We start from the raw sequence: 23,572 nt of genomic DNA, 5'->3' as shown, positions 1-23,572 counted from the left end.
ATTTAAAGGAGATTTATGGAAGGTTCAGGAATAGGTCAATTTATACCGCTAATTTTAATTTTTGTTATTTTTTATTTTTTCTTAATCAGACCACAGCAAAAAAAAGTTAAAGAGCATAAAGCAATGGTCGAAGGTTTAAAGAGAGGAGATAAAGTAGTCACTTCAGGTGGTATAACAGGAAGAGTAGAAAGATTAATCGATAACGACAAAGTAGAAGTTGAAATAGCTGAAAATGTTAAAGTAGAAATTGTTAAAGCTACAGGTATTCAAAGTCTCTTAAACAATACTCCAGAAGTTAAAAAATAATCAATTAAGATAAGTGCTTTATTTTTCTAAACTAAGAATCTTATTTGTAACTTTATTTTCTTTATTATTTATTTTAATTGCGTCATCAAATTTATTTAAGTTCGATGATAGTTTTTTTAATAAGAAAATAAACCTTGGTTTAGATTTACAAGGTGGTTCTTACCTTTTACTTGAAATTGATAATGAGCCTGTAATTGAACAAAAATTACAAAATTTAACAACCACTATTAGAAATTATTTCAAAGAGAAAAACGTCAAAATTAATAATATTAAAATTGATAATCAAAATATTTTTTTCAATGTTGCTGATTTAGACAAACAAGCAGTACTAGATGTGTTTCAAGATGAAAATAGTGATCTAAATCCTTATTACCCAAGATTTAAATCACACCAACTTGATATCGAAGATAATGGTATCAATTTAAAAGTAAGCTTTTCAAGACAAGGCATAATCAATCTTAAAACTTCATCGCAAGATCAAGCAATAGAAATTGTAAGAAGAAGGGTAGATGAAGTCGGTACTAATGAACCAAATATTTTAAAAAGAGGTAATGATAGAATACTTGTTGAACTTCCTGGGTTAGATGATCCTCAAAGAATTAAATCACTATTGGGAAAAACTGCAAATCTTACATTTAGATTTGTAACCAATGATGAAAGTGACAGATTTGGTGTTGAAAAGTTAAAATTTGAAGATGGCTTAGAAGAGGCAACAGTAAGCAAAAGAATAATCATCAGTGGTGAAAATCTATTAGATGCACAGCCAAAAATGGACACTCAAAACAATCAAACTATTGTGTCATTTACATTAGATAGAGTAGGTGCCAAAAGATTTGGTAAAGCAACATCTACTGGTATTGGAAAACAATTGGCCATTGTTTTAGATGGAAAAATAATTAGTGCACCTGTTGTTAGAGATACAATAGCAAGTGGGTCTGGACAGATCAGTGGTGGATTTACTTTCCAAAGTGCAACAGATTTAGCTTTATTATTAAGGTCTGGAGCATTACCTGCTCCATTAGAAATTATAGAGGAAAGGACTGTAGGTCCTGATCTAGGACAAGATTCGATTAATGCAGGAATGATTGCGTTAGCTATAGGTTTTTTATTAGTTATTATTTTTATGTTTGTTAAATACAAAGTTTTTGGATTAATCACTAACGTAACATTAATAATTAATTTATTTTTATTACTTGGTATTTTAACTTTATTTGAGGCAACACTAACTCTTCCAGGTATAGCAGGGATAATTTTAACCGTTGGTATGGCTGTTGATGCAAATGTTTTAATCTTTGAAAGAATTAAAGAAGAACTTAAGGATGAAAGTAATAATATTTTAGCTTTTGATGGAGGTTACACAAAATCAAGAACAGCAATTATTGATGCAAATATTACCACTTTATTAGCAGCTATAATTTTATTTTTTATGGGGTCTGGTCCAGTAAAAGGATTTGCTGTTACTCTAGGTGTAGGAATATTTACAACTCTATTTTCAGTATATTTTATAGCAAGATTGTTCACTAGTCTTTATGTGACAAGAAATAAAAATAAGGAAAAACTAATCTAATGATAGCTTTTAATAAATACTATAATCACTTTAACATACTATCTATATTCTTAATTACAGCATCACTTTTATTACTAATTTTTAAAGGTTTAAATTACGGTATAGACTTTAAAGGTGGAACATTAATTGAACTAAGGTCATCAGATAGCAAAATTAGCGTAAGTTCGTTGAGAGATAAATTTAATCAAATGGATTTAGGAGATGTTTCTGTTAAAAAATTTGGAAATGATACTGATTTTCTAATTAAATTTGAAAATAAAGATAATAAAAAAAACATTATTGAAGAAATTAAAAAGGATTTAGATAGTTCTTTTGGAAATAACTATGACTTTAGAAGAGTTGAGAACGTAGGTCCTAAAGTTAGTGCTGAATTGCTTAAAGCTGGCGTGATAGCAATTTCTTTATCTCTAGCTGTAATGCTTATTTATATTTGGATACGTTTCGAGTGGCAATTTAGTTTGGGTGCAATTTTGGCATTATTTCACGATGTAATAGTTACATTGGGAATTTTTTCATTATTTAGTCTTGAAATTAATTTATCAATTATTGCAGCTGTTCTAACTATTGTTGGTTATTCTATGAACGACACAGTTGTAATTTTTGATCGTGTTAGAGAAAATTTGAGAAAATATTCAGACATTAAAATTTTTGAATTAACAAACATTTCAATTAATGAAACTTTATCTAGAACAATAATAACCTCAGCTACAACTTTGTTAGCTTTATTGGCGATATTCTTTTTTGGTGGCGAAATTTTAAAAGGTTTTTCTTTAGCAATGATACTTGGTGTTGTGTTTGGAACTTATTCTTCGATTTATATAGCTAATACAGTTTTAGTGAGATTAAGAGTATCACAAAAAACAGTCTTAAGAGAAGACGATAATAAAACTGTTTAATATAAGTTTTGAGCAGCTACCATTGAAAGTAACATTGGTAGAGATAAAAGTGTATTTGTTCTTGAAAATAACATTGCAGTTTTAGCAGACTTAGCTTTAGTTTCCGGATCAGCTTCAACTATTCCTAAAGCTCTTTTTTGGTTTGGCCAAATTACAAACCAAACATTAAAAGCCATTACAATACCTAACCACATACCAATTCCTATTGCTGTATGTTTTGGAACACCAGATCCAATGCTAAAAGTCATAGCATCATGTAAATATCCATTTAACAGAGCTAGAATTAATCCTGAAAGAACAGTAAACGCAGCTGCCCATCTAAAATAAAATAATGCAGCAGGAGCAATTACTTTTCCAATAGCAGGTTTTTGTTCATCAGGTATTTTTCCCATATTTGGAATTTGAACAAAATTAAAATACCACAATAATCCTATCCACATTATTGCAACAACAACATGAATGTATCTAAATAACCAGCTCCAAAAAAGAGTATCGAATGCAATACCATCATTTAAATAGGAAAGACCTAAAAACAATATAATTGCTAATGCAAGCGATGCATGAATTGTTTTAGATAGTGATGATAATAAACTGCTCATGATTCTTAATTAATATACACTAAATTTAGATTTTTTATAAGTTTTTATATTTAGTACAAAAGAGGTTTTAAAAACTGGCCTGTGTAGCTTTCTTTTACTTTGCAAACTTCTTCAGGTTTACCTTCTGCAACAATTTTACCACCTTTAACACCGCCTTCAGGACCCATATCAACTATATGATCAGCTGTTTTTATAACATCTAAGTTATGCTCTATTACAACTACGGTGTTTCCTAATTTCACGAAGGTGTGAAGAATTTCTAGTAATTTTTTAATATCGTGCTGATGTAGTCCAGTTGTTGGTTCGTCTAATATGTACATGGTTCTACCAGTAGATCTTTTTGATAATTCTTTAGCTAGTTTAATCCTTTGTGCTTCACCACCTGATAGTGTAGTGGCTTGTTGTCCAATTTTAATGTAACCAAGTCCAACTTTTTTTAGGGTTAATAATTTAGATTTAATATTTGAAATGTTTTCAAAATATTCACAACCTTCATCAACAGACATATCTAAAACATCGGCTATACTTTTTCCTTTAAACTTAATCTCTAAAGTTTCTCTGTTGTATCTCGTTCCTTTACACTCATCACACTGAATATAAACATCTGGCAAAAAGTGCATTTCATAAGTAATAACTCCATCACCTTCACAGGCTTCACATCTACCGCCCTTAACATTAAATGAGAATCTTCCTGGTTTATAACCTCTAGTTTTAGACTCGGGTAAACTAGTAAACCAATCTCTTATAGGACCAAAAGCTCCAGTATATGTAGCTGGGTTAGATCTTGGAGTTCTACCAATAGGGGATTGATCTATATCAATAATTTTGTCAATTAATTCTACACCTTTGTAACCTTTAAAAGCTTTTGGAGTTTTTCTAGCTTTATTATTAAGTGTTAAGTTTAATGCATGAAATAATGTTTGTAATACTAATGTAGATTTACCACTACCTGAAACACCTGTTACACAAGTGAATGTGCCTGTAGGAATTTTAAGATTAACATTATTTAAATTATTCCCACTAGCACCATTTATTTCTACAAATCTTCCATTTTTGGCTAATCGTCTAGTTTTAGGAATTTCAATCTTTTGTTTATTTGCAAGATACTGTCCAGTTATGCTCTTCTTATCCTTTTTAAGTTCTTCATAAGTTCCTTGAGCTGTTATTTGACCACCATTCGTACCTGCTTCAGGTCCAAGATCAATAATATGATCTGCGTTTTCCATAGTTTCAGTATCATGTTCAACAACAATTACTGTATTCCCAAGATCTCTTAGTCTTTTTAATGCATTTATTAATTTAACATTATCTTTTTGATGCAAACCAATTGATGGTTCATCTAAAACATATAATACTCCTGTTAAACCAGATCCAATTTGTGATGCTAATCTAATTCTTTGAGCTTCTCCTCCTGATAAAGTTCCAGACTCTCTTGAAAGTGTTAAGTAATCTAAACCAACATTAAGTAAGAAATTTAATCTTTCATTTATTTCTTTTAGGACATGTTCTGCAATTTTAAATTGTCTTTTGTCTAAATTATTTTCTAAGCTTTTAAACCATTCAGCGGCATCATGAATTGATTTTTTAGTAACCTCACTAATATTTAAATCATTAATCTTAACACATAATGCTTCTTCTTTAAGTCTATCACCATTACAAGCTTCACATGCAGTATCAGATTGATATTCGGCTATTGCTTCTCTTTTCCATTCACTATCAGATTCTAAGAAACGTCTTTCAAGATTATTAATCACTCCTTCAAAGGTTTTTTTATATGAATATTTTTCATATCCATCATCATAATTAAATTTAATTTCGTCCTCATCTGAACCATATAAAATTATATCTTTTATTTTTTTTGGAAGCTTTTTCCATTTTTCATCAAGAGAAAATTCATAATGTTTTGCAAGAGAAGCCAAAGTTTGCGCATAATATAAAGTTGTCGATTTAGCCCATGGTTCAATTGCTCCATCCGCTAAACTTTTACGATCATCTGGAACTACTAAATTTGGGTCTACATTTAATTTCATTCCTATACCTTCACATTCTTCACAAGCACCATAGGGACTATTAAATGAAAACAATCTTGGTTCTATTTCTTCGATAGTAAAACCACTTTCTGGACAAGCAAACTTTGTGGAGTAAATTAATTTTTCAATTTTTCTAAATTTTTGAGGAAGAGTTTCATCTTCGTATTCAACAAAAACTAATCCATTAGCTAAATTTACAGCTGTTTCTACGCTTTCAGCTAATCTGTTTCCAAGTTTTGAATTAAGTACAATTCTATCAACTAGAATTGAAATGTCGTGTTTTAATTTTTTATCTAGGTTAGGAGATTTTTCTATATCGTATAATACATTATCAATTTTTATTTTTCTAAATCCACGTCTCTTATAGCTTAAAATATCTTTTTTATATTCACCCTTACGACCCCTAACTACTGGAGCATAAATATAAATTGTAGATTTTTTTGGTAATTTTTTAATTAAATCAACAATTTGAGTAATTGTTTGAGAGGTTATTGGCTTACCTGTAAAAGGAGAATAGGGTATGCCTGCTCTTGCATAAAGAACCCTCATATAATCATAAATTTCTGTAACAGTTGCAACAGTTGATCTGGGATTTTTTGAAGTGTTTTTTTGTTCGATTGCTATGGCTGGACTTAAGCCTTCAATTAAATCAACATTAGGCTTTTTCATTTTATCTAAAAATTGACGAGCATAAGCAGATAAGCTCTCGACATATCTTCTTTGACCTTCTGCATAAATGGTATCAAAAGCTAATGAAGATTTTCCTGACCCAGACAAACCTGTTATCACTACAAATTTATCTTTTGGAATTTCTACAGTCACATTCTTCAAATTGTGTTCTTTAGCACCCTTAATAACTATCTTTTTCATCATATTTTTAGTTGCTTTGAGTCAATAAAATTAATATTCAGAAGAATTGTGATATAAATCTTATTAATTAATTTAACAAATATTAAAATATTATGGCTGGAAGTTTAAATAAAGTATTATTAATTGGTCGTTTGGGCGCAGACCCTGAAATTAAACAAATGGTAAACGGAAAGAGTGTAGCTAGACTAAGTCTTGCAACCAGTCAAACATGGAAAGATAAAAATACTGGTGAAAGAAAAGAAAAAACTGAATGGCACCGTATAGTTGTATTCAATGAAGGATTGGTAAATGTTGTTCAACAATATTTAAAAAAGGGCGCACAAGTTTATGTAGAGGGACAACTGACAACACGTAAATGGAAAGATGAACAATCTGGCCAGGATAAGTATTCAACAGAAATTGTTATACAAGGTTACAATTCTTCACTTACAATGTTAGGTGGAGGAAATACAGGTGGTGGAATTCAGAATGACACAACTCAACAAAACAATATTGAGGATTCTTCTCAAGTGTCAAATGATATGGATGACGAAATACCATTTTAATTTCTATGCAAAAAACTGAAGAACCAAAAGATAAGAATATTAATCTAATCTCTATGCATGACGAGATGAGCTCGTCTTATTTGTCTTATGCTATGAGTGTTATTGTAAGTCGTGCATTACCTGATGTAAGAGATGGATTAAAACCAGTTCATAGAAGAATTCTTTATGCAATGTACAAAGGTGGTTATGATTGGTCTAAACAATTCAGAAAATCAGCAAGAATAGTCGGGGATGTAATTGGTAAATATCATCCTCATGGTGATCAATCAGTATATGATGCTTTAGTTAGGATGGTGCAAGATTTTTCAATGAGCTTACCTTTGGTTCAAGGACAAGGTAATTTTGGATCCATAGATGGTGATCCAGCTGCTGCTATGAGGTATACCGAAACAAGATTATCAAAAGTTTCACAATATTTGATTGATGATATCGAAAAAAATACGATTAGTTTTAAAAGTAATTATGATGAAACTGAGAAAGAACCTAGCGTATTACCTGCGCAATTTCCAAATTTGTTAGTTAATGGGGCTGGAGGTATAGCTGTTGGAATGGCAACCAGTATTCCTCCTCATAATCTTGGTGAGATAATTGATGGTACTTTAGCTTTAATAGACAATAAAGATATAAAAATAAAAGAGCTAATGAAACATATTCCAGGACCAGATTTTCCGACTGGAGGAGTAATAATCGGCAAAGATATAATTAAACAAGGTTACAACAATGGTAGAGGCTCATTTAAAATTAGAGGTGAAGTATCAGTTGAAAGCTTAAAGAATGGTAGAGATAGATTAGTAATTACTTCAATTCCATACCAAGTAAATAAAGCTGTACTAAATGAGAGAATTGCACAATTAGTTAGAGAAAAGAAAATTGAAGGTATTAAAGATATAAGAGACGAGTCTAATAGAGAAGGTATAAGAGTTGCTATTGATTTAAGAAATGGTGTTGAACCAGAAACAATTAAAAGACAACTTTACAAAAACACTCAAATAGAGAGCTCTTTTGGTTTTAATACTTTGGCAATAGTAGAAGGGAAACCAAAAACATGTACATTAAAAGAATTTCTTTCTAATTTTTTATCCTTTAGAGAAGATGTAGTAATCAAAAAAACAAAATTTGATCTTCAAAAAGCAGAAGAAAGGGCTCATATCTTAATTGGTCTGTCTGTAGCTGTAGAAAACTTAGATAAAATTATAAAAATTATTAGATCTTCTAAAACACCTGAAGATGCAAAAAATAGTATTCTTAAAACTAAGTGGAAAATAAACAAATCACAAAAGCTAATTTCTTTAGTAGAGGGAAAAAAAGGTAAAAATGTTTATTCTTTATCTGAACCACAAGTTTTAGCTATCTTGGAATTAAGATTACAGAAGTTAACAGCACTTGGTATCAACGAAATTGAAGTTGAGATTAAAAAATTAGCTGAATTAATAGCGAAATATAAAAAAATTATATCCTCTAAAAAAGAACTTTTGAAGGTGATAAGTGAAGAATTAAAAAATATTAAAGAGAAATTTGCTGTTCCAAGAAGAACTAAAATAATTGATGCAGTTTTAAATTATGACATCGAAGAAACAATCCAAAAACAATCTGTAATTATTACTGTAACTTTGCAAGGGTATATTAAAAGAGGTTCATTAAATAATGTAAAACAACAAAAAAGGGGTGGAAAAGGTAAATCTGGAATTACTACCAGAGATCAAGACTCTGTAATACAAACTCTTTCGGTAAATACTCATACATCAGTTTTATTTTTTTCAACAGAGGGGCTTGTTTATAAAATTAAAGCTTGGAAAATACCCGAAGGATCATCAGCGTCAAAAGGTAAATCTTTATTCAATATTCTTCCGCTAAAGAGCCATCAATCCATTAGTTCAATTATGCCAATGCCTGATGAAGATACAGACTCAAAAAATTATCAAATTATTTTTGCAACAGCACAAGGTAAAGTTAGAAAGAATAGTTTAGAGGATTTTTCATCCATTAATGCTTCAGGAAAAATTGCAATGAAACTTGATAACAACGATAAAATTGTTGGAGTTAAAATTTGCAAAGACGATCAAGATATAATTCTAAGTACTAGATTTGGTAAATGCATCCGTTTTGAAGCTAGAAAACTAAGAGTATTTAAGGGAAGATCTTCTAAAGGAATAAAAGGTATTGAACTTGCTTCTGGTGATCAAATTGTATCTTTGTCCGTAATTGATAATGATAAATTGAGTAAAAATGGAAAAAAATCAAAAGATGAAAAATCAGAATTAAAAGCAAAAGAAAAATTTGTTTTAGCAATAAGTGAAAATGGTTATGGTAAAAAGACTTCTCATATTGACTACAGAGTTACTAACAGAGGAGGAAAGGGTATTATTGGAATTATAAATTCACCAAGAAATGGAAATATAACATCATCCTTTCCTGTATTTGAAGGTGATGAAATTTTAATATCTACGAATAAAGGAAGAGTTATAAGAGTGGCGGTTAAAGAAATTAGAACCGCAAGTAGAAATACCCAAGGTGTAAGAATAATAAAATTATCTGGTGATGAAAAAGTTGTTTCTGCAATTAAAATTGATGATAATTTAATTTAATGAGTAAAATTGCTATTTATCCAGGAACTTTTGATCCAATTACTTATGGTCATATAGATGTTATTAAAAAAGCACTAAAGCTTTTTGATAAAATAGTAGTTGGTGTTTCGGATGTAAGTAATAAAAATTATTTATTCTCTTCTGAAGAAAGAATAGAAATTGTAAATAAAGCTTTATTCAAGGATTTAAAATTAAATAAAAAAAAAATTATCGTTGTTTCCTTTGGTTCACTAACCACAGATTTGTGCAAAAAATATAAATCAAATATCATATTGCGTGGCTTAAGAGCTGTATCTGATTTTGAATATGAATTTCAACTTGCTGGAATGAATAGAAAATTGAATCAAGACATTGAAACAATTTTTTTAATGTCAGATGTAGAAAATCAAATTATTTCATCTAGATTTGTTAAAGAAATTGTAAAATTAAATGGAAATATTAAAAAATTTACTACCAAAAGCACAATAAAATCTTTAAAAGAAAAATATGAATAGAATTTTATCATACATATTATTTTTATTTTTTATTAGTGCAAATCAATTAATAGCTGAGGAGAATATAATGATTTTAAAACTAAAAGATGGTGATGTAAAAATTGAATTATTTGAAGACGTTGCGCCAAACCATGTCAAAAGAATTAAAGAATTAGCTAACAGTGGAAAATATGACAATGTTGTATTTCATAGAGTAATCGATGGCTTTATGGCTCAAACAGGAGATGTTAAATTTGGAAATTCAGAGTCTAAAGAATTTGATTTAAGAAGAGCAGGTATGGGTGGATCTGATATGCCCGATTTAGAACAAGAGTTTAATAGTTTACCTCATGATAGGGGCACATTATCTATGGCTAGAGCTCAAGATCCAAATAGTGCAAATAGCCAGTTTTTTATTTGCTTTCAACCAGCTCCTTTTTTAGACAGACAGTATACTGTTTTTGGTAAAGTTGTTGAAGGAATGGAGTTTGTAGATAAAATTAAAAGAGGTGACCAAAATAATAATGGCGCTGTAACAGATCCTGATAAAATTATAAGCTTTAAATCTTTGTAAAATATTAAATGGCATTAAAAAATTTTGCCTTTAAAGTTTTAAACAAAGATAAATTTGCTAGACGAGGTGTTATAGAAACTCATAGAGGTGAGGTTAATACTCCAGCATTTATGCCAGTTGGCACACAAGCAACAGTTAAAGCTTGTACAATCGATGATATAAAGAAAACTGGATCAGAAATAATTCTATCTAATACATATCATTTAATGATCCGTCCTGGAGTGGAAAGAATTCAGTCAGCAGGGGGTTTACATGAGTTTATGAATTGTGATTTACCAATACTTACAGACTCAGGTGGTTTTCAAGTAATGTCTCTATCAAAGTTAAATAAAATAGATCGTGAAAAAGGAGCAATATTTAATTCACACGTTGATGGAAAAAAATTTTATTTAAGCCCTGAAGAAAGTATTAGGATTCAATTAGGCTTAAACTCAGATATTGTAATGATAATGGATGAGTGTCCAAAAAAAACTGAAGATTATAATTTAATAAAAAAATCTATGGATCTATCTTTGTATTGGGCTGAGAGATCTAAAAAAGCTTTTGGAAATAATCCTCACAAAGCTTTATTTGGAATTATTCAAGGAGGATTATTTAAAGATTTAAGATTAAAATCACTTGAAGGTCTTACAAACATCGGATTTGATGGCTATGCAGTTGGAGGATTAGCTGTAGGCGAAACTCAAGAGGAAATGTTTACTACTTTGGATGGTATCAAAGAGCATTTGCCAGAGGAAAAACCTCATTATTTAATGGGAGTTGGTACACCTACGGATATTTTAGGAGCTGTAAAAAGAGGTATAGATATGTTTGATTGCGTTCTTCCAACCAGATCAGGTAGAACAGGCCTCGCTTTTACTTGGAATGGACGGGTAAATATTAAAAATAATAAATACCAACATGATAACACTCCGTTAGATCCTAATTGTGAAAATTTAAATTTAAATAAATATTCAAAAAACTATTTAAATCATTTGTTTAATACCAATGAAATATTAGCATCAATGTTATTAACACTTCATAATATAAATTTTTATCAAGAATTAATGTCTGAAATCAGAAAAAATATTATGAATAATACCTTCGATGAATTTCATGATAAATACATTGATAAGTTGTAGTTTTATTAACTGTGCTATTATGTGTACAACTTTGTAATGAAAATCCCTCATTTATAACGAATTCTTTTTATAAAAATTACATTGAACGAATTGAAATATTAAAATTTATCTATATACAAACCATATTCATTTTCATAAAAATGAATCTTTGTGGGCCGTTAGCTCAGTTGGTAGAGCAATTCCCTTTTAAGGAATGGGTCGATGGTTCGAGTCCATCACGGCTCACCACTATTTGAATTTAACTTATTTCAATCGGTGGATAATCAAGAATTACCTCATTCATCCAATCATTTAATTGTTTAATTCTTGTATCAGATGAAGGATGAGTGCTCATAAATTGAGGAGGTTCTTTGCCTTTATTAAATTCTTTCATTCTTTCCCAAATTTTAACCGTCTCTCTAATATCATATCCTGATAAAGACGAAAAAATCATGCCAAGATAATCAGCTTCGCTTTCTTGTTTTCTATTAAATGGATTCATTAATCCAATTTGAGATAGTAGGCCAACAGTGTCCATTCCAGTTGTTCTGTTGATATCTGATAATATACCTCCACTTGCAATATCAATAATTCTTGTACCTGTGTTAAGTAAAACTCCTCTACTTGCTCTTTCAACAGAATGTTTGGCAACAGCATGAGCAACTTCATGTCCCATGACTGCTGCAAGACCATTAGTATTTTTTGTTACATCAAGTATACCTGTATAAACTGCAATTTTACCTCCAGGCATACACCAAGCATTTCTAACTTTTTTATTATCAATTAATATATATTCCCAATCAAAGTTAGCAGTTGGATCATTTAGATTAGATCTATAGAAATATTCACTAATTGAATCTTCCATTTTTTTTCCAATTTCTTTTATTTCATTTAAAGTTTTTGTGTCATCACTCATTTTCTCTTTTTCTTTAACTTTTTCATAAATTTGAGCAGCTTGAGCATTTAATTTAGCTTCTGGTATTAATTTTAATTGTTTTCTATCAGTAATTGGAGCACTTGTGCACGAAGGTAGAAGTAAGCTTCCACAACCACATCCAACATATGTTAAAAATTTTCTTCTATTCATTTCATTCTAAAATTGGTAATAATTTATCATTATGAATCTTAATAATAAAATTTTAGTTGTATTATTTATCATTGCAATAATTTTTGTTACATATTCTAGTTATAGTTAATAAATGAAAGAAACCAAAAAGAAACCTATAAAAAAAAGAGAAATTATAGGTCTATGGTTTTATATATTATCATTAAAAATTAGGAATTATTTTTTTACAGGTGTTGTTGTTTTAATACCAATAGGACTAACTATTTATTTAAGTAAATTTTTAATAAATACGTCTTCAAAAATTTTACCGTCTCAAATAAATCCAAATTATTATTTGCCATTTAATATACCCGGCCTAGAGATAATTATTTCAATTATTTTCATAACAATCATTGGATTTATATCTTTATCTTATTTAGGGAAAAAATTTCTTCAGTTAATAGACAGTTTATTCAAAAAAATACCACTACTAGGAACTTTTTGGTCTGCAATTAAACAAATGTCACAATCATTTAAAGAAAGTGGCAGTAAAAGTAAGAGTGTTGTTCTTGTTGAATATCCAAGAAAAGGTGTATGGGCTGTAGGTTTTGCTACTAAAGAAAATTCTGGAGAAATTGCTGAAAAAACAAATCAAAAATTAATAAACGTATTTGTTCCAACAACTCCAAATCCAACAAGTGGTTTTTTGCTAATGTTCCCAAAAGACGAAGTTATATTTTTAAACATGACTTTTGAAGAAGCTTCTAAATTTATTGTATCAGCTGGAACAACAACAACAGAAAAAAATTAAGCGATATCGTTAATTATATCTGCTCTATCATACAATTTAATTAATGGTTTAAACTTACTTAAATTTTCATTTTCAAGTTCAATTCTTTTTATTTCTTTTTCAGCTAATTCAAATAAGTCACTATTCTGTATTGGGTCTGCTAACTTGAAATTTTTAACACCACTTTGTTTAAAACCTAATATATCACCAAAACCCCTGATCTTCATATCTTCCTCAGAAATAACAAATCCATCATTGGTCTCTTTCAATATGTTTATTCTTTTTTTAGCATTTTCACTCAAATTTGACTTAAACATCAGAATACAAGTTGCTTCTTTCTCTCCACGACCAACTCTACCTCTTAATTGGTGGAGCTGAGATAGGCCAAACTTATTTGCATTTTCAATTACAATTACATTGGCATTTGGAAAATCTATTCCAACCTCGATAATGGTCGTAGATACTAATATTTTAAACTCTTTATTTAAAAATCTTTTTAAGATTTCATCTTTTTCATTTATATCTGTTTTTCCATGAAGAATAGAGACTTGTTTAGGGAATAATTTTTTTAAATATTCAAATTTTTGAATTGCAGAAGTATGATCTAATTTTTTAGACTCCTCAATTAATGGACAGACCCAAAATATTTGATTTCCTGAATTAATTTCTTTTTTTATAAATTTAATTACATCATCAATTTTACTTTCTAATTTACTGTAAGTTTTTATCATTTTACGGTTTTTAGGTTTTTCTCTAATAATTGATAAATCCATATCACCATAAATTGTCATTGTTAAAGTTCGTGGAATAGGTGTGGCAGTCATCAATAATACATCACAATCATTCCCTCCTTTGTCAGATAATCTTTTTCTTTGATTAACACCAAACTTATGTTGTTCATCAATAATAATTAATCCTAATTTTTTAAATTTAACTGTTTTTTGAAAAATAGCATGAGTACCAAAAATTATATTAATCTTATTATTTATTAATTCATTGAGGATTAATTTTTTTTCTTTGTAGGTAGACTTACCAGAAATTAACTCTGTTGATATGTTTGATGGAAAAATTTTTTTTGCTAAATTATAATGTTGTCTTGCTAGTATTTCGGTAGGGGCCATAACAGCTACTTGGAAGCCAGAATTGATAGTATTAAATGCAGCTAATAATGAGACAATTGTTTTTCCACTTCCAACATCTCCTTGCAACAATCTAAACATTTTAGTTGAGGATGATAAATCTTCATTAATTTCGTTAATCGATTTAATTTGATCGTCAGTTAATGTAAATTCTAATTTATTAATAAGTTGTTTTTGTTTATTTAAATTAATAATTTTATTTTTTTTTTTAACTTTCTTAATTTTTTTTCTTATTTCTGAATTAACTAAAAATGTTGCAAATATTTCATCAAAGGCAAGTCTTTGATAAAAATGATCTTTGTATTTTCCTATATTCTCATGCTTGTGTAATTCTTTAATTGCATCATTCCAATTGATATTATTGAATTGATTTAAAATTTTACTTGAGTGCCATTCTTTTAAGTTAGGTAATTTATCTATTATTTGTTTTATGATTTTATTATAAATTTTCTCAGATATTCCCTCAGTTAACGAATATTTATTATGAACTTGTTTAATTAAACTTGAGTCCTCAGATACATACTTGGGATTGGTAATTTGATATTTATTTTTAAAGTAGCCAATTTTGCCACTTACCGTTATTTCTTTTCCCAAAGGTAGTATTTTTTTAATATATCCCTCATAACTATTAAAAAAGACACAATCTAACTCACCTGTTTCATCTGAACATTTAACTCTATTTGGTAATTTTCTAATTCGTGGAAACAAATATTTATTTGCTACAACGGTAACAGTTTGATTTTCACCGATCTTTAAATCTTTTACTTTTGTTGATAAACTTCTATCTGTATAAGCCTTTGGAAGTTTCCAAAGTAAATCAAAAATATTATTTATATTCTTTTTCTTGAGTAAATTTGTTGTTTTTATACCAACACCATTTAAAGCTGTTAGATCAGATAATAAATATTCAAAATTAGTTTTATTATCCATGATAAATTAATTATATTCTAATAATGAGCCTCAATATAGATGATTTAAAAAAAAAAATTATTTATCGTTCCAATTATCGAGGTACCAAGGAAATGGATAAGCTCTTAGGTAAATTTGTAAAAAAATACATTAATGATTTGCAAAAAGAGGATTTAATTGATTTAGATAAATTTCTTAATATTGATGACACAAATTTATATAATTTCTATAATGGTTTTGATACTGAGTTTGAAATAGAAAAAAACAATATTAGCTTGTTGTTTAAAAATTTTAAATATTAAGAAGATGGCGGAGAGACTGGGATTCGAACCCAGGAAAGAGTTGCCCCTTTGCCGGTTTTCAAGACCGGTGCTTTCAACCGCTCAGCCATCTCTCCGTGAGCAAGGTTTTATAATTATAATTATTTAATTCAACCATAAAATAGTCGAAAAAAACTCATTAACGACTAATATCAAAGCTACATGAACAAAGAATTTAATAAAGGGCTTTTACTTGCTGGATTTGGATCTTTTTGGTGGGGTTTTTTTGGAGTTTTATATTTTAAATATATTACTTTTATTGGTTATATTGAGTTAGTAGTCCACAGATGTTTATGGACAACTTTGACTTTAATATTAACAACTTTCTTTTTTTCAAAGTGGGATATTTTTTTTAAGATAATTAAAAGTAAACAAAATCTTATTTATCTTTTTATTTCAGGTTTTTTGATTTTCATGAATTGGGGTGTATGGATTTATGCAATCGCTACCAACAGAATAATAGATGCGAGTTTTGGTTATTTTATAATGCCAATATTAAGTGTTCTTCTTGGTTATATTTTTTTTAAAGAAAAATTAAATAATAAAAGAATTTTTTCAATTACCTTGGTTATTTTGTCAATTTTATATTTAATTTTTGTAAGTCTAAAATCACTTCCTTGGGTTGGTATACTTGTGGCACTAAGTTGGGGCTTTTATAATTTAGTAAGAAAAAAGGTTAATGTTGATACTGATATTGGACTTTTAATAGAAAGTTTATTTATATTACCAATTGCAATTGTTGCATTCTATCTTATTGCAGTTAATGGTTACAATGATTTTTCGTTATCTAACCCTTCAATGATGTTAATAATATTGTTGGCAGGTCCAATGACGGTAATACCTTTATTTTTATATGTAAGAGGAGTTGAATTATGTGGATTAGGTCCGACTGGGATGATTTTCTATATCACACCAACTCTTCAATTTTTACTAGGTTTTTTTTATTACTATGAAGTTTTCTCATTTAATAAACTAGTAAGTTTCATTTTAATCTGGATTGCTGTAATAATATATTTGAGAGATTTATATGAAACTAATTAAACTTATACTGATTTTATCTCTTTTTTTTCATTCAAACACTTTAGCAGATATCAATATAGAATTCGAAAAATGGAAAAATAATTTCAAAAAAATTGCTCTAGAAAATAATATTTCTGAAGCAACATTTGATCTAGTTATGTCTAATACTAAGTTTTTACCCGATGTAATTAAATATGATAGATATCAACCAGAATTTTATGAAGATACAAAAACTTACATATCAAAAAGAACCTCTGACCAAAAAGTAAAAAAAGGAAAAAAACTTTATATAGATAATTTAAATTTAATTACCTCAGTTGAAAATGAATTTAGCATAGAAAAAGAACTTCTCTTATCATTAATGGGTATAGAAACAAATTTTGGAACTTATGTTGGTAAAATGGACATTCTTTCTTCACTAGCTACATTAAGTTTTGACAAAAGAAGATCAGAATTTTTTACCAAAGAACTTTTAATACTTTTAAATTTAATTGAGAAAAATCAAATTGATTATAAAACATTATATGGATCTTGGGCGGGTGCTTTTGGTTACTTCCAATTTATGCCTTCTACTATGAAAAATTATGCAACAGATTATGATGGCAATGGTTCAATAAATTTAAAAAGTAACCCTGATGCGTATGCTTCAGCGAGTAATTATTTAAAGAAAATAGGTTGGAAATCTAATGAACCATGTTTTTATAGAATTGATTTAAACAATGATATTCCAAAAAAATATTTAAATATTTCTGCAAAAAAATTACATGATAAGAAACAATTAAAGTTTTTTAGACAATACATTCAGAACAATTCAATTATTTCAAATAATTATGATGAATTAGAAGTTGCAATAATAACACCAGATAAAGATATAATTCCTGATGCGGAAACATTAAATCCAGCTTATGTGGTATTTAATAATTATGAAATAATTTTACAATGGAATAGATCTTTAAGATTTGCTTTAGCCGTCTGCACATTGAAGGATAAATTCAAAGATGAACTTTAAAATAATATTGCAATTATTGTTGTTTATTATTTTTATTGGATGCAAACAATTAGAAACAACTCAAAAAAAAACTATTAAGACAGAACCAGATACATCTACAGCAGAAACAACTTTAAAATCTTCAGATGAAGATGAAGAAGATAGTTCTAAATATATTTTTGATAGAGAGTATACCAACCAAGGCTTTGCATTAATTTACGACGACAATCTTTTTAATAAAAAAAGTGTTTCAAAAAAATTAGATAATAGAGGTTTGTTTATTTTTCATACCAAAATTAGAAAAAATTCTTTTGTGAAAATTACTAACCCTGAAAATACAAAAACTGTTATTGCGCAAGTGATATCTAATAAAGCAATTTTTTCAAATTTTTATAATTCAGTAATCACCAAAAGAATTGTTGATGAATTATTGCTTGATGAAAATGAACCCTATGTTGAATTATCTCTAATTTCTAATGAATCAACTTTTGTAGCAAAAAAAGCTAAAACGTTTGATGAAGAAAAAAAAGTAGCTCAAAAGGCTCCTGTGGATGGAATAACCATAGATAATTTAGGAACTGTAGAGAAAAAGGAATTGCCTAAGACTTCTCAAAGTAATTTTCTATATTCAATTAAAATTGCAGATTTTTATTATAAAGATTCAGCTGAAAATATGATCCAAAGAATTAAGGATGAAACAAAGATAACAAATCCTGTTATAAAAAAATTATCTCAAACAAAATATAGGGTATTATTAGGTCCATTTAATGATATAAAAAAAATTCAAGAGTCATTTGACGAAATAGAAAAACTAAATTTTGAAAACCTAAAAATTATTAAAGATGTTTAAAAAATTAAATTTAATTATTTTAATATTCATTTTATTTGCATCTAAATCATTTGCTAATTTTGATGTGAAAGCAAAAACTGCAATAATTCAAGATTATCATTCTGGAGAAATTCTTTTTGAAAAGGAAGCGGACTTATCAATTTATCCTGCATCCATGACGAAAATCATGACTTCAATCATTGCCTTTGACTTAATTAAGTCAGGAGATTTAAGTATGGATGAAAAATTTATCATTTCAGAAAAAGCTTGGCGATTATCTACATCAGGTTATTCCTCAATGTTTATTATGGTAGGTGATGAGGTTTCTGTCGAAAATTTACTAAAAGGTATAATCATAGCATCCGGTAATGATGCTTGTATTGCATTAGCAGAAGGTATAGCGGGTACTGAAGAAGAGTTTGCAATCTTAATGACAGCAAAAGCTAAAGAGTTAGGAATGGACAATACAAACTTTTCTAATTCCTCAGGAATTAATCACCCTGATAATAATTCAACAGTTAGAGACATAATGATCATGTCTAGATACTTAATTAAAGAACATCCAGAATTTTATAAAATGTTTGCTGAAAAAGAATTTACTTGGGATAGAACAGGGGGAGATCCAATAACACAAGGTAATAGAAATCCTTTGCTATATAAAAATCTTGGAGCAGATGGTATCAAAACTGGTTATTTAGCTGTAGAAAAATATTCATTAGCCTCATCCATAGAGAGAAATGGAAGAAGATTAATTGCTGTTGGCAGTGGTTTTAATTCAAAAAACGCCAGATCAAAAGAAAGTACTAAAATGTTAACTTATGGACTTACAAATTTTGATTTAGTTAAAATTACTGAAGCTAATAAACCTTTTCAAAAAATTGACGTATGGTTGGGAAAAGAAGATACAGTTGATGTTTATACAAATGAAGATATTTACAAAACTATTAAAAAGGCCAAAAAAAAATTCTTAAAGGTTTCTGTAAATTATGATGGTCCTGTAGAAGCACCAATAAACAAAGATCAAAAAGTTGCAACATTAAAAGTAGTTTATGACCAAGAATTAGTAGGTGAGTATGATTTGCTTGCTTTAAAAGAAATTAAAAAAGTAAATTTCTTTTCTAGATTGCTTAAATCATTAAACTACTTAATTTGGGGCGATGTCTAAGAAGCCAATAATTGTTTTTGAAGGTATAGAAGGCAGTGGCAAAAGTCATCATATTAAAATTGTTTCAAGGTATTTAGACAAAAATAAAGTTAAATATTTAAAAATCAGAGAACCAGGAGGGAGTTTAAATTCTGAAAAAATTAGAAAATTAATATTAAATAAGAAATCCAATTTTAATGTAAAAACTGATTTACTTTTATATCTAGCTGCCAGAAGTGAAAATATTAATCTTATTAAAAAATATTATAAAAAAAGAGTTATCTTAATTGATAGATTTATAGACTCTACAATTGCATATCAACATTATGGTATGGGTGTTGATATTAAAATTATAAATATAATTAATAAATACTTATTAAAAAATATTAAGGTTAATTTTACATTTCTTAATGTTGTAAATAAAAAAAATCTTTTCTTAAGATTAAAAATGAGAAAATCTTTAAATAGATATGATCAATTTAATACCAGTTTCTATAACAAAGTTCAAAATGGATTTCTTAAGATGTCAAAACTAAATAAGAAAAAATACAAGATAATTGATTCAAATTTAGATATTAAGAAAAATGAAAAATTAATTATCAATCATGTTAAAAAATTAATTAAATGAGCCTATATTCTTCTACACAACTTAATTTGTACAAACATCAAGAGATTTTCAACCATTTATCTAAATTATATTTAAATAATAAATTACCAAATAAAATTCTTTTATCTGGTGAAAAGGGTATTGGTAAAGCAACATTAGGTTATCATCTAATAAACTTTGTATTATCAGAAAATGAAGAACATTCTTATGATGTTGAAAACAATAAAATTAATTTAGAAAATAAATCATTCAAACTTATACAAAATAAATCTAATCCAAATTTTAATCTTATAGACGTAGCTGAAGATAAAAAAAACATTGATATAAATCAAATAAGAGAATTAATTGTTAATCTAAATAAATCTTCATTTAATAATAAAAAAAGATTTGTTTTAATAGATAATATAGAATTATTAAATTTGAATTCTATTAATGCATTACTAAAAGTCTTGGAAGAACCTAACGAAAATATTAATTTTATCTTAATTAATAATAATAAAAGAGTTTTACCAACTCTTAAATCTAGATGTTTAAATTTCAAAATTTTTCTAACGAATGCTCAATCTATTGAAATTGTTAATAAATTAATAAACGATGATGTTTATAATTTTATAAATCAAGATTTAGTAAATTACTTTACAACACCAGGTAAATTATATGAATTATTAAATCTTGCAGAAAACTTTGATTTAAATCTTAAGGATTATAATTTAGACACTTTTTTGCAAAGTCTAATATCAAGTAAGACTTACAAAAAAAACAAACCAATTATTCAATTAATCTATTCTTTTATTGAAGTTTATTTTAGAAACAATATATCTACGAAAAATATTAAATTATTTCACCATTATCATTACTTTTTAAAAAAAATTAATGATACTAAAATTTATAATTTAGACGAAGAGACATTATTTATGGAATTTGAAGATAAAGTTTTAAATGGATAAAAATTTTTATATTACAACACCTATTTACTATCCATCAGCTAAACCTCATATGGGTCACGCCTACTCAAGTATAGCTGCTGATTTTTTTGCAAGATTTAAAATCATTGATGATTATGCAGTACATTTTTTAACCGGTACAGATGAGCATGGTTTAAAAATTCAAAGATCAGCTGAACGAGCAGGGGAGACTCCTCAAAAATTTTGTGATCAAATAAGCAAAACTTTTCGAGATCTTTCAGATACTCTAAATTTATGCAACACTGATTTTATTAGAACAACCGAAGAGAGGCATAAAAAAACAGTGCAATATCTTTGGTCTGAACTTGAAAAGAATGATGATATTTATCTATCAAATTATTCTGGTTGGTATTCAGTATCAGATGAAGCTTTTTATAGCGAAGATGAGATAGAAGAAATAGATGGTAAAAAAATAGCTATATCATCAAAATCACCTGTCGAATGGATTGAAGAAGAGTCGTATTTTTTTAGACTCTCAAAATGGGAAAAACCTCTTTTAAAATATTATGAAGATAATCCTGATTTTATTTATCCAGAGTCTCGACGAAATGAAGTTATTAGTTTTGTAAAAAGTGGTCTAAAAGATCTATCAGTTAGTAGGAAAAGTTTTTCATGGGGTATACCAGTTCCAAGTAATAAAAATCATGTAATTTACGTTTGGCTAGATGCACTTACAAATTATTTAAGCGCACTAAATTACCCAAATAAAGATGATGAATTATTCAAAAAATTTTGGCCTGCATCAATGCATTTAATTGGCAAAGATATACTTAGATTTCATGCTGTTTATTGGCCAGCTTTTTTATTAGCTGCCAAGATTGAAGTACCAAAAAGAGTTTATGGTCATGGTTGGATTTTATCCGGAGAGGAAAAAATGTCCAAATCTAAAGGGAATATTTTGGATCCATTAGAAATAATTGATGAGTATGGGTTAGATCCATTAAGATATTATCTAATCAAAGAAGTTTCTTTTGGCAATGATGGTAATATTTCTCAAGAAAGATTGGAAGATTGTATAAACAGTGATTTAGCAAATAACTATGGTAATTTATGTCAAAGAGTTACCGCTTTTGCGATCAAAAATTGTGATGGAAAAATTCCTTCTGAAATTAAATTTCTAGATGAAGATTTGTTAATTTTAGACAAGTATAAAAAAAATTTAGATAATATTAGATCTAAAATTGATCATCAAAATATTAACTTTTATATAGACTACATTGTTAATTCACTATTTGAGGCAAATAAATATTTTAATGATCAAGAACCGTGGAAAAAAAAAGATGACCAAATCAGATTAAACACAATTGTCTATACTACATTAGAAATTGTTCGAAAAATAAGTTTCTTATTATATCCAATTATTCCAGAGTCTTCTTTAAAAGCACTAAAAATTTTTAATATTAATGAAGATCAAATAAAATTAAATTCCCTTACAGATAATGAGTATTTAACTAAAGGAAATAATATTAATAAAATTGATATATTATTTAAAAAAATAGAAAAAAATAATGATTGATTCCCATTGTCACTTAGATCACGAACCTTTGTTGAGTGATTTAACAAATGTTTTACAAAGGTCAAAAGATGTGGGTGTTGAAAAACTATTAACAATATCAACGTCTCATGAAAGTTTCTCTAAAGTTAAGCAACTAGTTAATAGAGATGAGATGATTTATGGTACAATTGGAATTCATCCACATGAAAGTTCTACAAACATAATTACTGCCAATGAAATTATTGATAACTTAAAAAATAACAAAAAAATTATAGGTATTGGTGAAACTGGATTAGATTTTTATTATAATAATAGTGAAAAAGATAAACAAATTGCCAGTTTTAAAGAACATATAGAAGCTTCAATAAAGACCAATGTTCCTCTAATTGTTCATTCAAGAAATGCTGAAGACGAAACATTTGAAATTCTAAATCAATATAAAGATGAGAATATTAAAATTTTAATGCATTGTTTTACTGGTTCAAAAGAATTTTCAGAAAAATTATTATCTTTAAATTCTTACTTTTCTGCTAGTGGAATAATTACTTTTAAAAATTCAGTTGATTTACAAGAGACATTTAAATCAATCCCAAATGAAAATATTTTAATTGAAACCGATAGTCCCTTTTTGGCGCCAGTGCCAAATAGAGGAAAAAAAAATGAACCATCATTTATCAATTTTACAGCTGAAAAATTAGCTGAAATAAAGAATATTTCAAAAAAAGAACTGATAGAGATTACTACAAATAATTTTAATAAACTTTTTTTTAATTAAC

The 23,572-nt window shown here is 27.9% G+C and carries 22 protein-coding genes and 2 tRNA genes; 19 read left to right on the top strand and 5 right to left on the bottom strand.

All coding sequences use genetic code 11. The features are described from left to right. The first annotated feature begins 15 nt into the window (after positions 1–15). Genes yajC through secF form a run of 3 tightly spaced genes read left to right on the top strand, consistent with a single transcriptional unit; the run spans position 16 to position 2,769 of the window. Complete coding sequence (gene yajC, locus ACTTAS_RS02785; protein WP_262589219.1) at positions 16–306, top strand: preprotein translocase subunit YajC; 291 nt, start codon at positions 16–18, stop codon at positions 304–306. Between the two features lie 13 nt (positions 307–319). Beyond that, positions 320–1,873 carry a protein translocase subunit SecD gene (gene secD, locus ACTTAS_RS02780; protein WP_440678250.1) on the top strand — a complete coding sequence of 518 codons (1,554 nt, stop codon included), beginning with the start codon at positions 320–322 and terminating at the stop codon, positions 1,871–1,873. Next, positions 1,873–2,769, top strand: a complete 897-nt coding sequence (gene secF, locus ACTTAS_RS02775; RefSeq protein WP_262589217.1) for a protein translocase subunit SecF — start codon at positions 1,873–1,875, stop codon at positions 2,767–2,769. The genes secD and secF overlap by 1 nt, the downstream gene beginning before the upstream one ends. Here the strand turns inward: secF and ACTTAS_RS02770 are convergent. Next, complete coding sequence (locus ACTTAS_RS02770) at positions 2,766–3,368, bottom strand: urate hydroxylase PuuD (RefSeq protein WP_262589216.1); 603 nt, start codon at positions 3,366–3,368, stop codon at positions 2,766–2,768. The genes secF and ACTTAS_RS02770 overlap by 4 nt on opposite strands. Positions 3,369–3,418: 50 nt before the next feature. Continuing rightward, positions 3,419–6,271: an excinuclease ABC subunit UvrA gene (gene uvrA, locus ACTTAS_RS02765; protein WP_262589215.1), complete on the bottom strand. Its 2,853-nt coding sequence runs from the start codon at positions 6,269–6,271 to the stop codon at positions 3,419–3,421. 89 nt (positions 6,272–6,360) lie between these two features. Between uvrA and ssb the strand changes: the two genes are divergently transcribed. From ssb to ACTTAS_RS02735, 6 genes are all read left to right on the top strand, one after another. After that, the gene (gene ssb / locus ACTTAS_RS02760) at positions 6,361–6,813 is read left to right on the top strand and encodes a single-stranded DNA-binding protein (protein ID WP_262589214.1); all 453 of its coding nucleotides are present in this window, start codon (positions 6,361–6,363) and stop codon (positions 6,811–6,813) included. A gap of 5 nt (positions 6,814–6,818) precedes the next feature. Continuing rightward, complete coding sequence (gene gyrA / locus ACTTAS_RS02755) at positions 6,819–9,398, top strand: DNA gyrase subunit A (protein ID WP_440678249.1); 2,580 nt, start codon at positions 6,819–6,821, stop codon at positions 9,396–9,398. Next, the gene (coaD, locus tag ACTTAS_RS02750) at positions 9,398–9,892 is read left to right on the top strand and encodes a pantetheine-phosphate adenylyltransferase (RefSeq protein ID WP_440676884.1); all 495 of its coding nucleotides are present in this window, start codon (positions 9,398–9,400) and stop codon (positions 9,890–9,892) included. The genes gyrA and coaD overlap by 1 nt, the downstream gene beginning before the upstream one ends. Beyond that, positions 9,885–10,445 (top strand): peptidylprolyl isomerase, encoded by a 561-nt coding sequence (locus ACTTAS_RS02745; RefSeq protein ID WP_440678248.1) that lies wholly within the window; start codon positions 9,885–9,887, stop codon positions 10,443–10,445. Before coaD ends, ACTTAS_RS02745 begins: the two co-directional genes overlap by 8 nt. Before the next feature lie 8 nt (positions 10,446–10,453). Next, entirely contained in the window at positions 10,454–11,566 is a 1,113-nt protein-coding gene (tgt, locus tag ACTTAS_RS02740) for a tRNA guanosine(34) transglycosylase Tgt (RefSeq protein WP_440678247.1), read from the top strand. A 152-nt stretch (positions 11,567–11,718) separates the two neighbouring features. Beyond that, positions 11,719–11,794: transfer RNA gene (locus tag ACTTAS_RS02735), tRNA-Lys, on the top strand. Between the two features lie 10 nt (positions 11,795–11,804). Here ACTTAS_RS02735 and ACTTAS_RS02730 read toward each other — a convergent pair. After that, on the bottom strand, positions 11,805–12,632 hold the full coding sequence (locus ACTTAS_RS02730) for a M48 family metallopeptidase (RefSeq protein WP_440618428.1): 828 nt from the start codon (positions 12,630–12,632) through the stop codon (positions 11,805–11,807). Between the two features lie 112 nt (positions 12,633–12,744). Between ACTTAS_RS02730 and ACTTAS_RS02725 the strand changes: the two genes are divergently transcribed. After that, complete coding sequence (locus tag ACTTAS_RS02725) at positions 12,745–13,401, top strand: DUF502 domain-containing protein (protein ID WP_440634822.1); 657 nt, start codon at positions 12,745–12,747, stop codon at positions 13,399–13,401. On the opposite strand, the gene recG is transcribed toward ACTTAS_RS02725, so the two are convergent. Then, the gene (gene recG / locus ACTTAS_RS02720; RefSeq protein WP_440678246.1) at positions 13,398–15,449 is read right to left on the bottom strand and encodes an ATP-dependent DNA helicase RecG; all 2,052 of its coding nucleotides are present in this window, start codon (positions 15,447–15,449) and stop codon (positions 13,398–13,400) included. The genes ACTTAS_RS02725 and recG overlap by 4 nt on opposite strands. Positions 15,450–15,472: 23 nt before the next feature. Here recG and ACTTAS_RS02715 point away from each other — a divergent pair, with 23 nt between their 5' ends. Next, on the top strand, positions 15,473–15,730 hold the full coding sequence (locus ACTTAS_RS02715) for a succinate dehydrogenase assembly factor 2 (RefSeq protein WP_440676316.1): 258 nt from the start codon (positions 15,473–15,475) through the stop codon (positions 15,728–15,730). 5 nt (positions 15,731–15,735) lie between these two features. Here the strand turns inward: ACTTAS_RS02715 and ACTTAS_RS02710 are convergent. Next, positions 15,736–15,825, bottom strand: a tRNA-Ser gene (locus ACTTAS_RS02710). A gap of 85 nt (positions 15,826–15,910) precedes the next feature. Between ACTTAS_RS02710 and rarD the strand changes: the two genes are divergently transcribed. The 8 genes from rarD to ACTTAS_RS02670 are packed head-to-tail and all read left to right on the top strand — an operon-like array spanning position 15,911 to position 23,571. Continuing rightward, positions 15,911–16,789 carry an EamA family transporter RarD gene (gene rarD, locus ACTTAS_RS02705; protein ID WP_440678245.1) on the top strand — a complete coding sequence of 293 codons (879 nt, stop codon included), beginning with the start codon at positions 15,911–15,913 and terminating at the stop codon, positions 16,787–16,789. Further along, entirely contained in the window at positions 16,776–17,777 is a 1,002-nt protein-coding gene (locus ACTTAS_RS02700) for a lytic murein transglycosylase (RefSeq protein ID WP_440678244.1), read from the top strand. Before rarD ends, ACTTAS_RS02700 begins: the two co-directional genes overlap by 14 nt. Further along, a complete protein-coding gene (locus tag ACTTAS_RS02695) occupies positions 17,767–18,606 on the top strand; it encodes an SPOR domain-containing protein (protein ID WP_440678243.1) in 840 nt (279 codons plus the stop codon). The genes ACTTAS_RS02700 and ACTTAS_RS02695 overlap by 11 nt, the downstream gene beginning before the upstream one ends. Then, positions 18,599–19,750, top strand: coding sequence for a D-alanyl-D-alanine carboxypeptidase family protein (locus ACTTAS_RS02690; RefSeq protein ID WP_440678242.1), 1,152 nt, complete (start codon positions 18,599–18,601; stop codon positions 19,748–19,750). Before ACTTAS_RS02695 ends, ACTTAS_RS02690 begins: the two co-directional genes overlap by 8 nt. Beyond that, positions 19,743–20,357: a dTMP kinase gene (gene tmk, locus ACTTAS_RS02685; protein ID WP_440614370.1), complete on the top strand. Its 615-nt coding sequence runs from the start codon at positions 19,743–19,745 to the stop codon at positions 20,355–20,357. Before ACTTAS_RS02690 ends, tmk begins: the two co-directional genes overlap by 8 nt. After that, positions 20,354–21,283 carry an AAA family ATPase gene (locus tag ACTTAS_RS02680; protein ID WP_440678241.1) on the top strand — a complete coding sequence of 310 codons (930 nt, stop codon included), beginning with the start codon at positions 20,354–20,356 and terminating at the stop codon, positions 21,281–21,283. Before tmk ends, ACTTAS_RS02680 begins: the two co-directional genes overlap by 4 nt. Further along, a complete protein-coding gene (metG, locus tag ACTTAS_RS02675; protein WP_440652432.1) occupies positions 21,276–22,817 on the top strand; it encodes a methionine--tRNA ligase in 1,542 nt (513 codons plus the stop codon). Before ACTTAS_RS02680 ends, metG begins: the two co-directional genes overlap by 8 nt. Next, positions 22,810–23,571, top strand: coding sequence for a TatD family hydrolase (locus tag ACTTAS_RS02670; protein WP_440678240.1), 762 nt, complete (start codon positions 22,810–22,812; stop codon positions 23,569–23,571). The genes metG and ACTTAS_RS02670 overlap by 8 nt, the downstream gene beginning before the upstream one ends. Position 23,572: the final 1 nt, after the last annotated feature.

Origin of the sequence: Candidatus Pelagibacter sp. HIMB1611 (assembly GCF_052047715.1) — a bacterium.
Taxonomy (GTDB): Bacteria; Pseudomonadota; Alphaproteobacteria; order Pelagibacterales; family Pelagibacteraceae; genus Pelagibacter.
This window is presented reverse-complemented; position numbering and strand designations above follow the sequence as displayed.

Bases quoted from the DNA above. Each gene is read 5' to 3' on its own strand.
- tmk (WP_440614370.1), top strand. From the start codon at position 19,743: ATGTCTAAGAAGCCAATAATTGTTTTTGAAGGTATAGAAGGCAGTGGC.
- ACTTAS_RS02670 (WP_440678240.1), top strand. From the start codon at position 22,810: ATGATTGATTCCCATTGTCACTTAGATCACGAACCTTTGTTGAGTGAT.
- rarD (WP_440678245.1), top strand. From the start codon at position 15,911: ATGAACAAAGAATTTAATAAAGGGCTTTTACTTGCTGGATTTGGATCT.
- coaD (WP_440676884.1), top strand. From the start codon at position 9,398: ATGAGTAAAATTGCTATTTATCCAGGAACTTTTGATCCAATTACTTAT.
- ACTTAS_RS02725 (WP_440634822.1), top strand. From the start codon at position 12,745: ATGAAAGAAACCAAAAAGAAACCTATAAAAAAAAGAGAAATTATAGGT.
- ACTTAS_RS02700 (WP_440678244.1), top strand. From the start codon at position 16,776: ATGAAACTAATTAAACTTATACTGATTTTATCTCTTTTTTTTCATTCA.
- ACTTAS_RS02730 (WP_440618428.1), bottom strand. From the start codon at position 12,632: ATGAATAGAAGAAAATTTTTAACATATGTTGGATGTGGTTGTGGAAGC.
- tgt (WP_440678247.1), top strand. From the start codon at position 10,454: ATGGCATTAAAAAATTTTGCCTTTAAAGTTTTAAACAAAGATAAATTT.
- gyrA (WP_440678249.1), top strand. From the start codon at position 6,819: ATGCAAAAAACTGAAGAACCAAAAGATAAGAATATTAATCTAATCTCT.
- ACTTAS_RS02770 (WP_262589216.1), bottom strand. From the start codon at position 3,368: ATGAGCAGTTTATTATCATCACTATCTAAAACAATTCATGCATCGCTT.
- ACTTAS_RS02680 (WP_440678241.1), top strand. From the start codon at position 20,354: ATGAGCCTATATTCTTCTACACAACTTAATTTGTACAAACATCAAGAG.
- ssb (WP_262589214.1), top strand. From the start codon at position 6,361: ATGGCTGGAAGTTTAAATAAAGTATTATTAATTGGTCGTTTGGGCGCA.
- recG (WP_440678246.1), bottom strand. From the start codon at position 15,449: ATGGATAATAAAACTAATTTTGAATATTTATTATCTGATCTAACAGCT.
- ACTTAS_RS02745 (WP_440678248.1), top strand. From the start codon at position 9,885: ATGAATAGAATTTTATCATACATATTATTTTTATTTTTTATTAGTGCA.
- ACTTAS_RS02695 (WP_440678243.1), top strand. From the start codon at position 17,767: ATGAACTTTAAAATAATATTGCAATTATTGTTGTTTATTATTTTTATT.
- ACTTAS_RS02690 (WP_440678242.1), top strand. From the start codon at position 18,599: ATGTTTAAAAAATTAAATTTAATTATTTTAATATTCATTTTATTTGCA.
- metG (WP_440652432.1), top strand. From the start codon at position 21,276: ATGGATAAAAATTTTTATATTACAACACCTATTTACTATCCATCAGCT.
- ACTTAS_RS02715 (WP_440676316.1), top strand. From the start codon at position 15,473: ATGAGCCTCAATATAGATGATTTAAAAAAAAAAATTATTTATCGTTCC.
- yajC (WP_262589219.1), top strand. From the start codon at position 16: ATGGAAGGTTCAGGAATAGGTCAATTTATACCGCTAATTTTAATTTTT.
- secF (WP_262589217.1), top strand. From the start codon at position 1,873: ATGATAGCTTTTAATAAATACTATAATCACTTTAACATACTATCTATA.
- uvrA (WP_262589215.1), bottom strand. From the start codon at position 6,271: ATGATGAAAAAGATAGTTATTAAGGGTGCTAAAGAACACAATTTGAAG.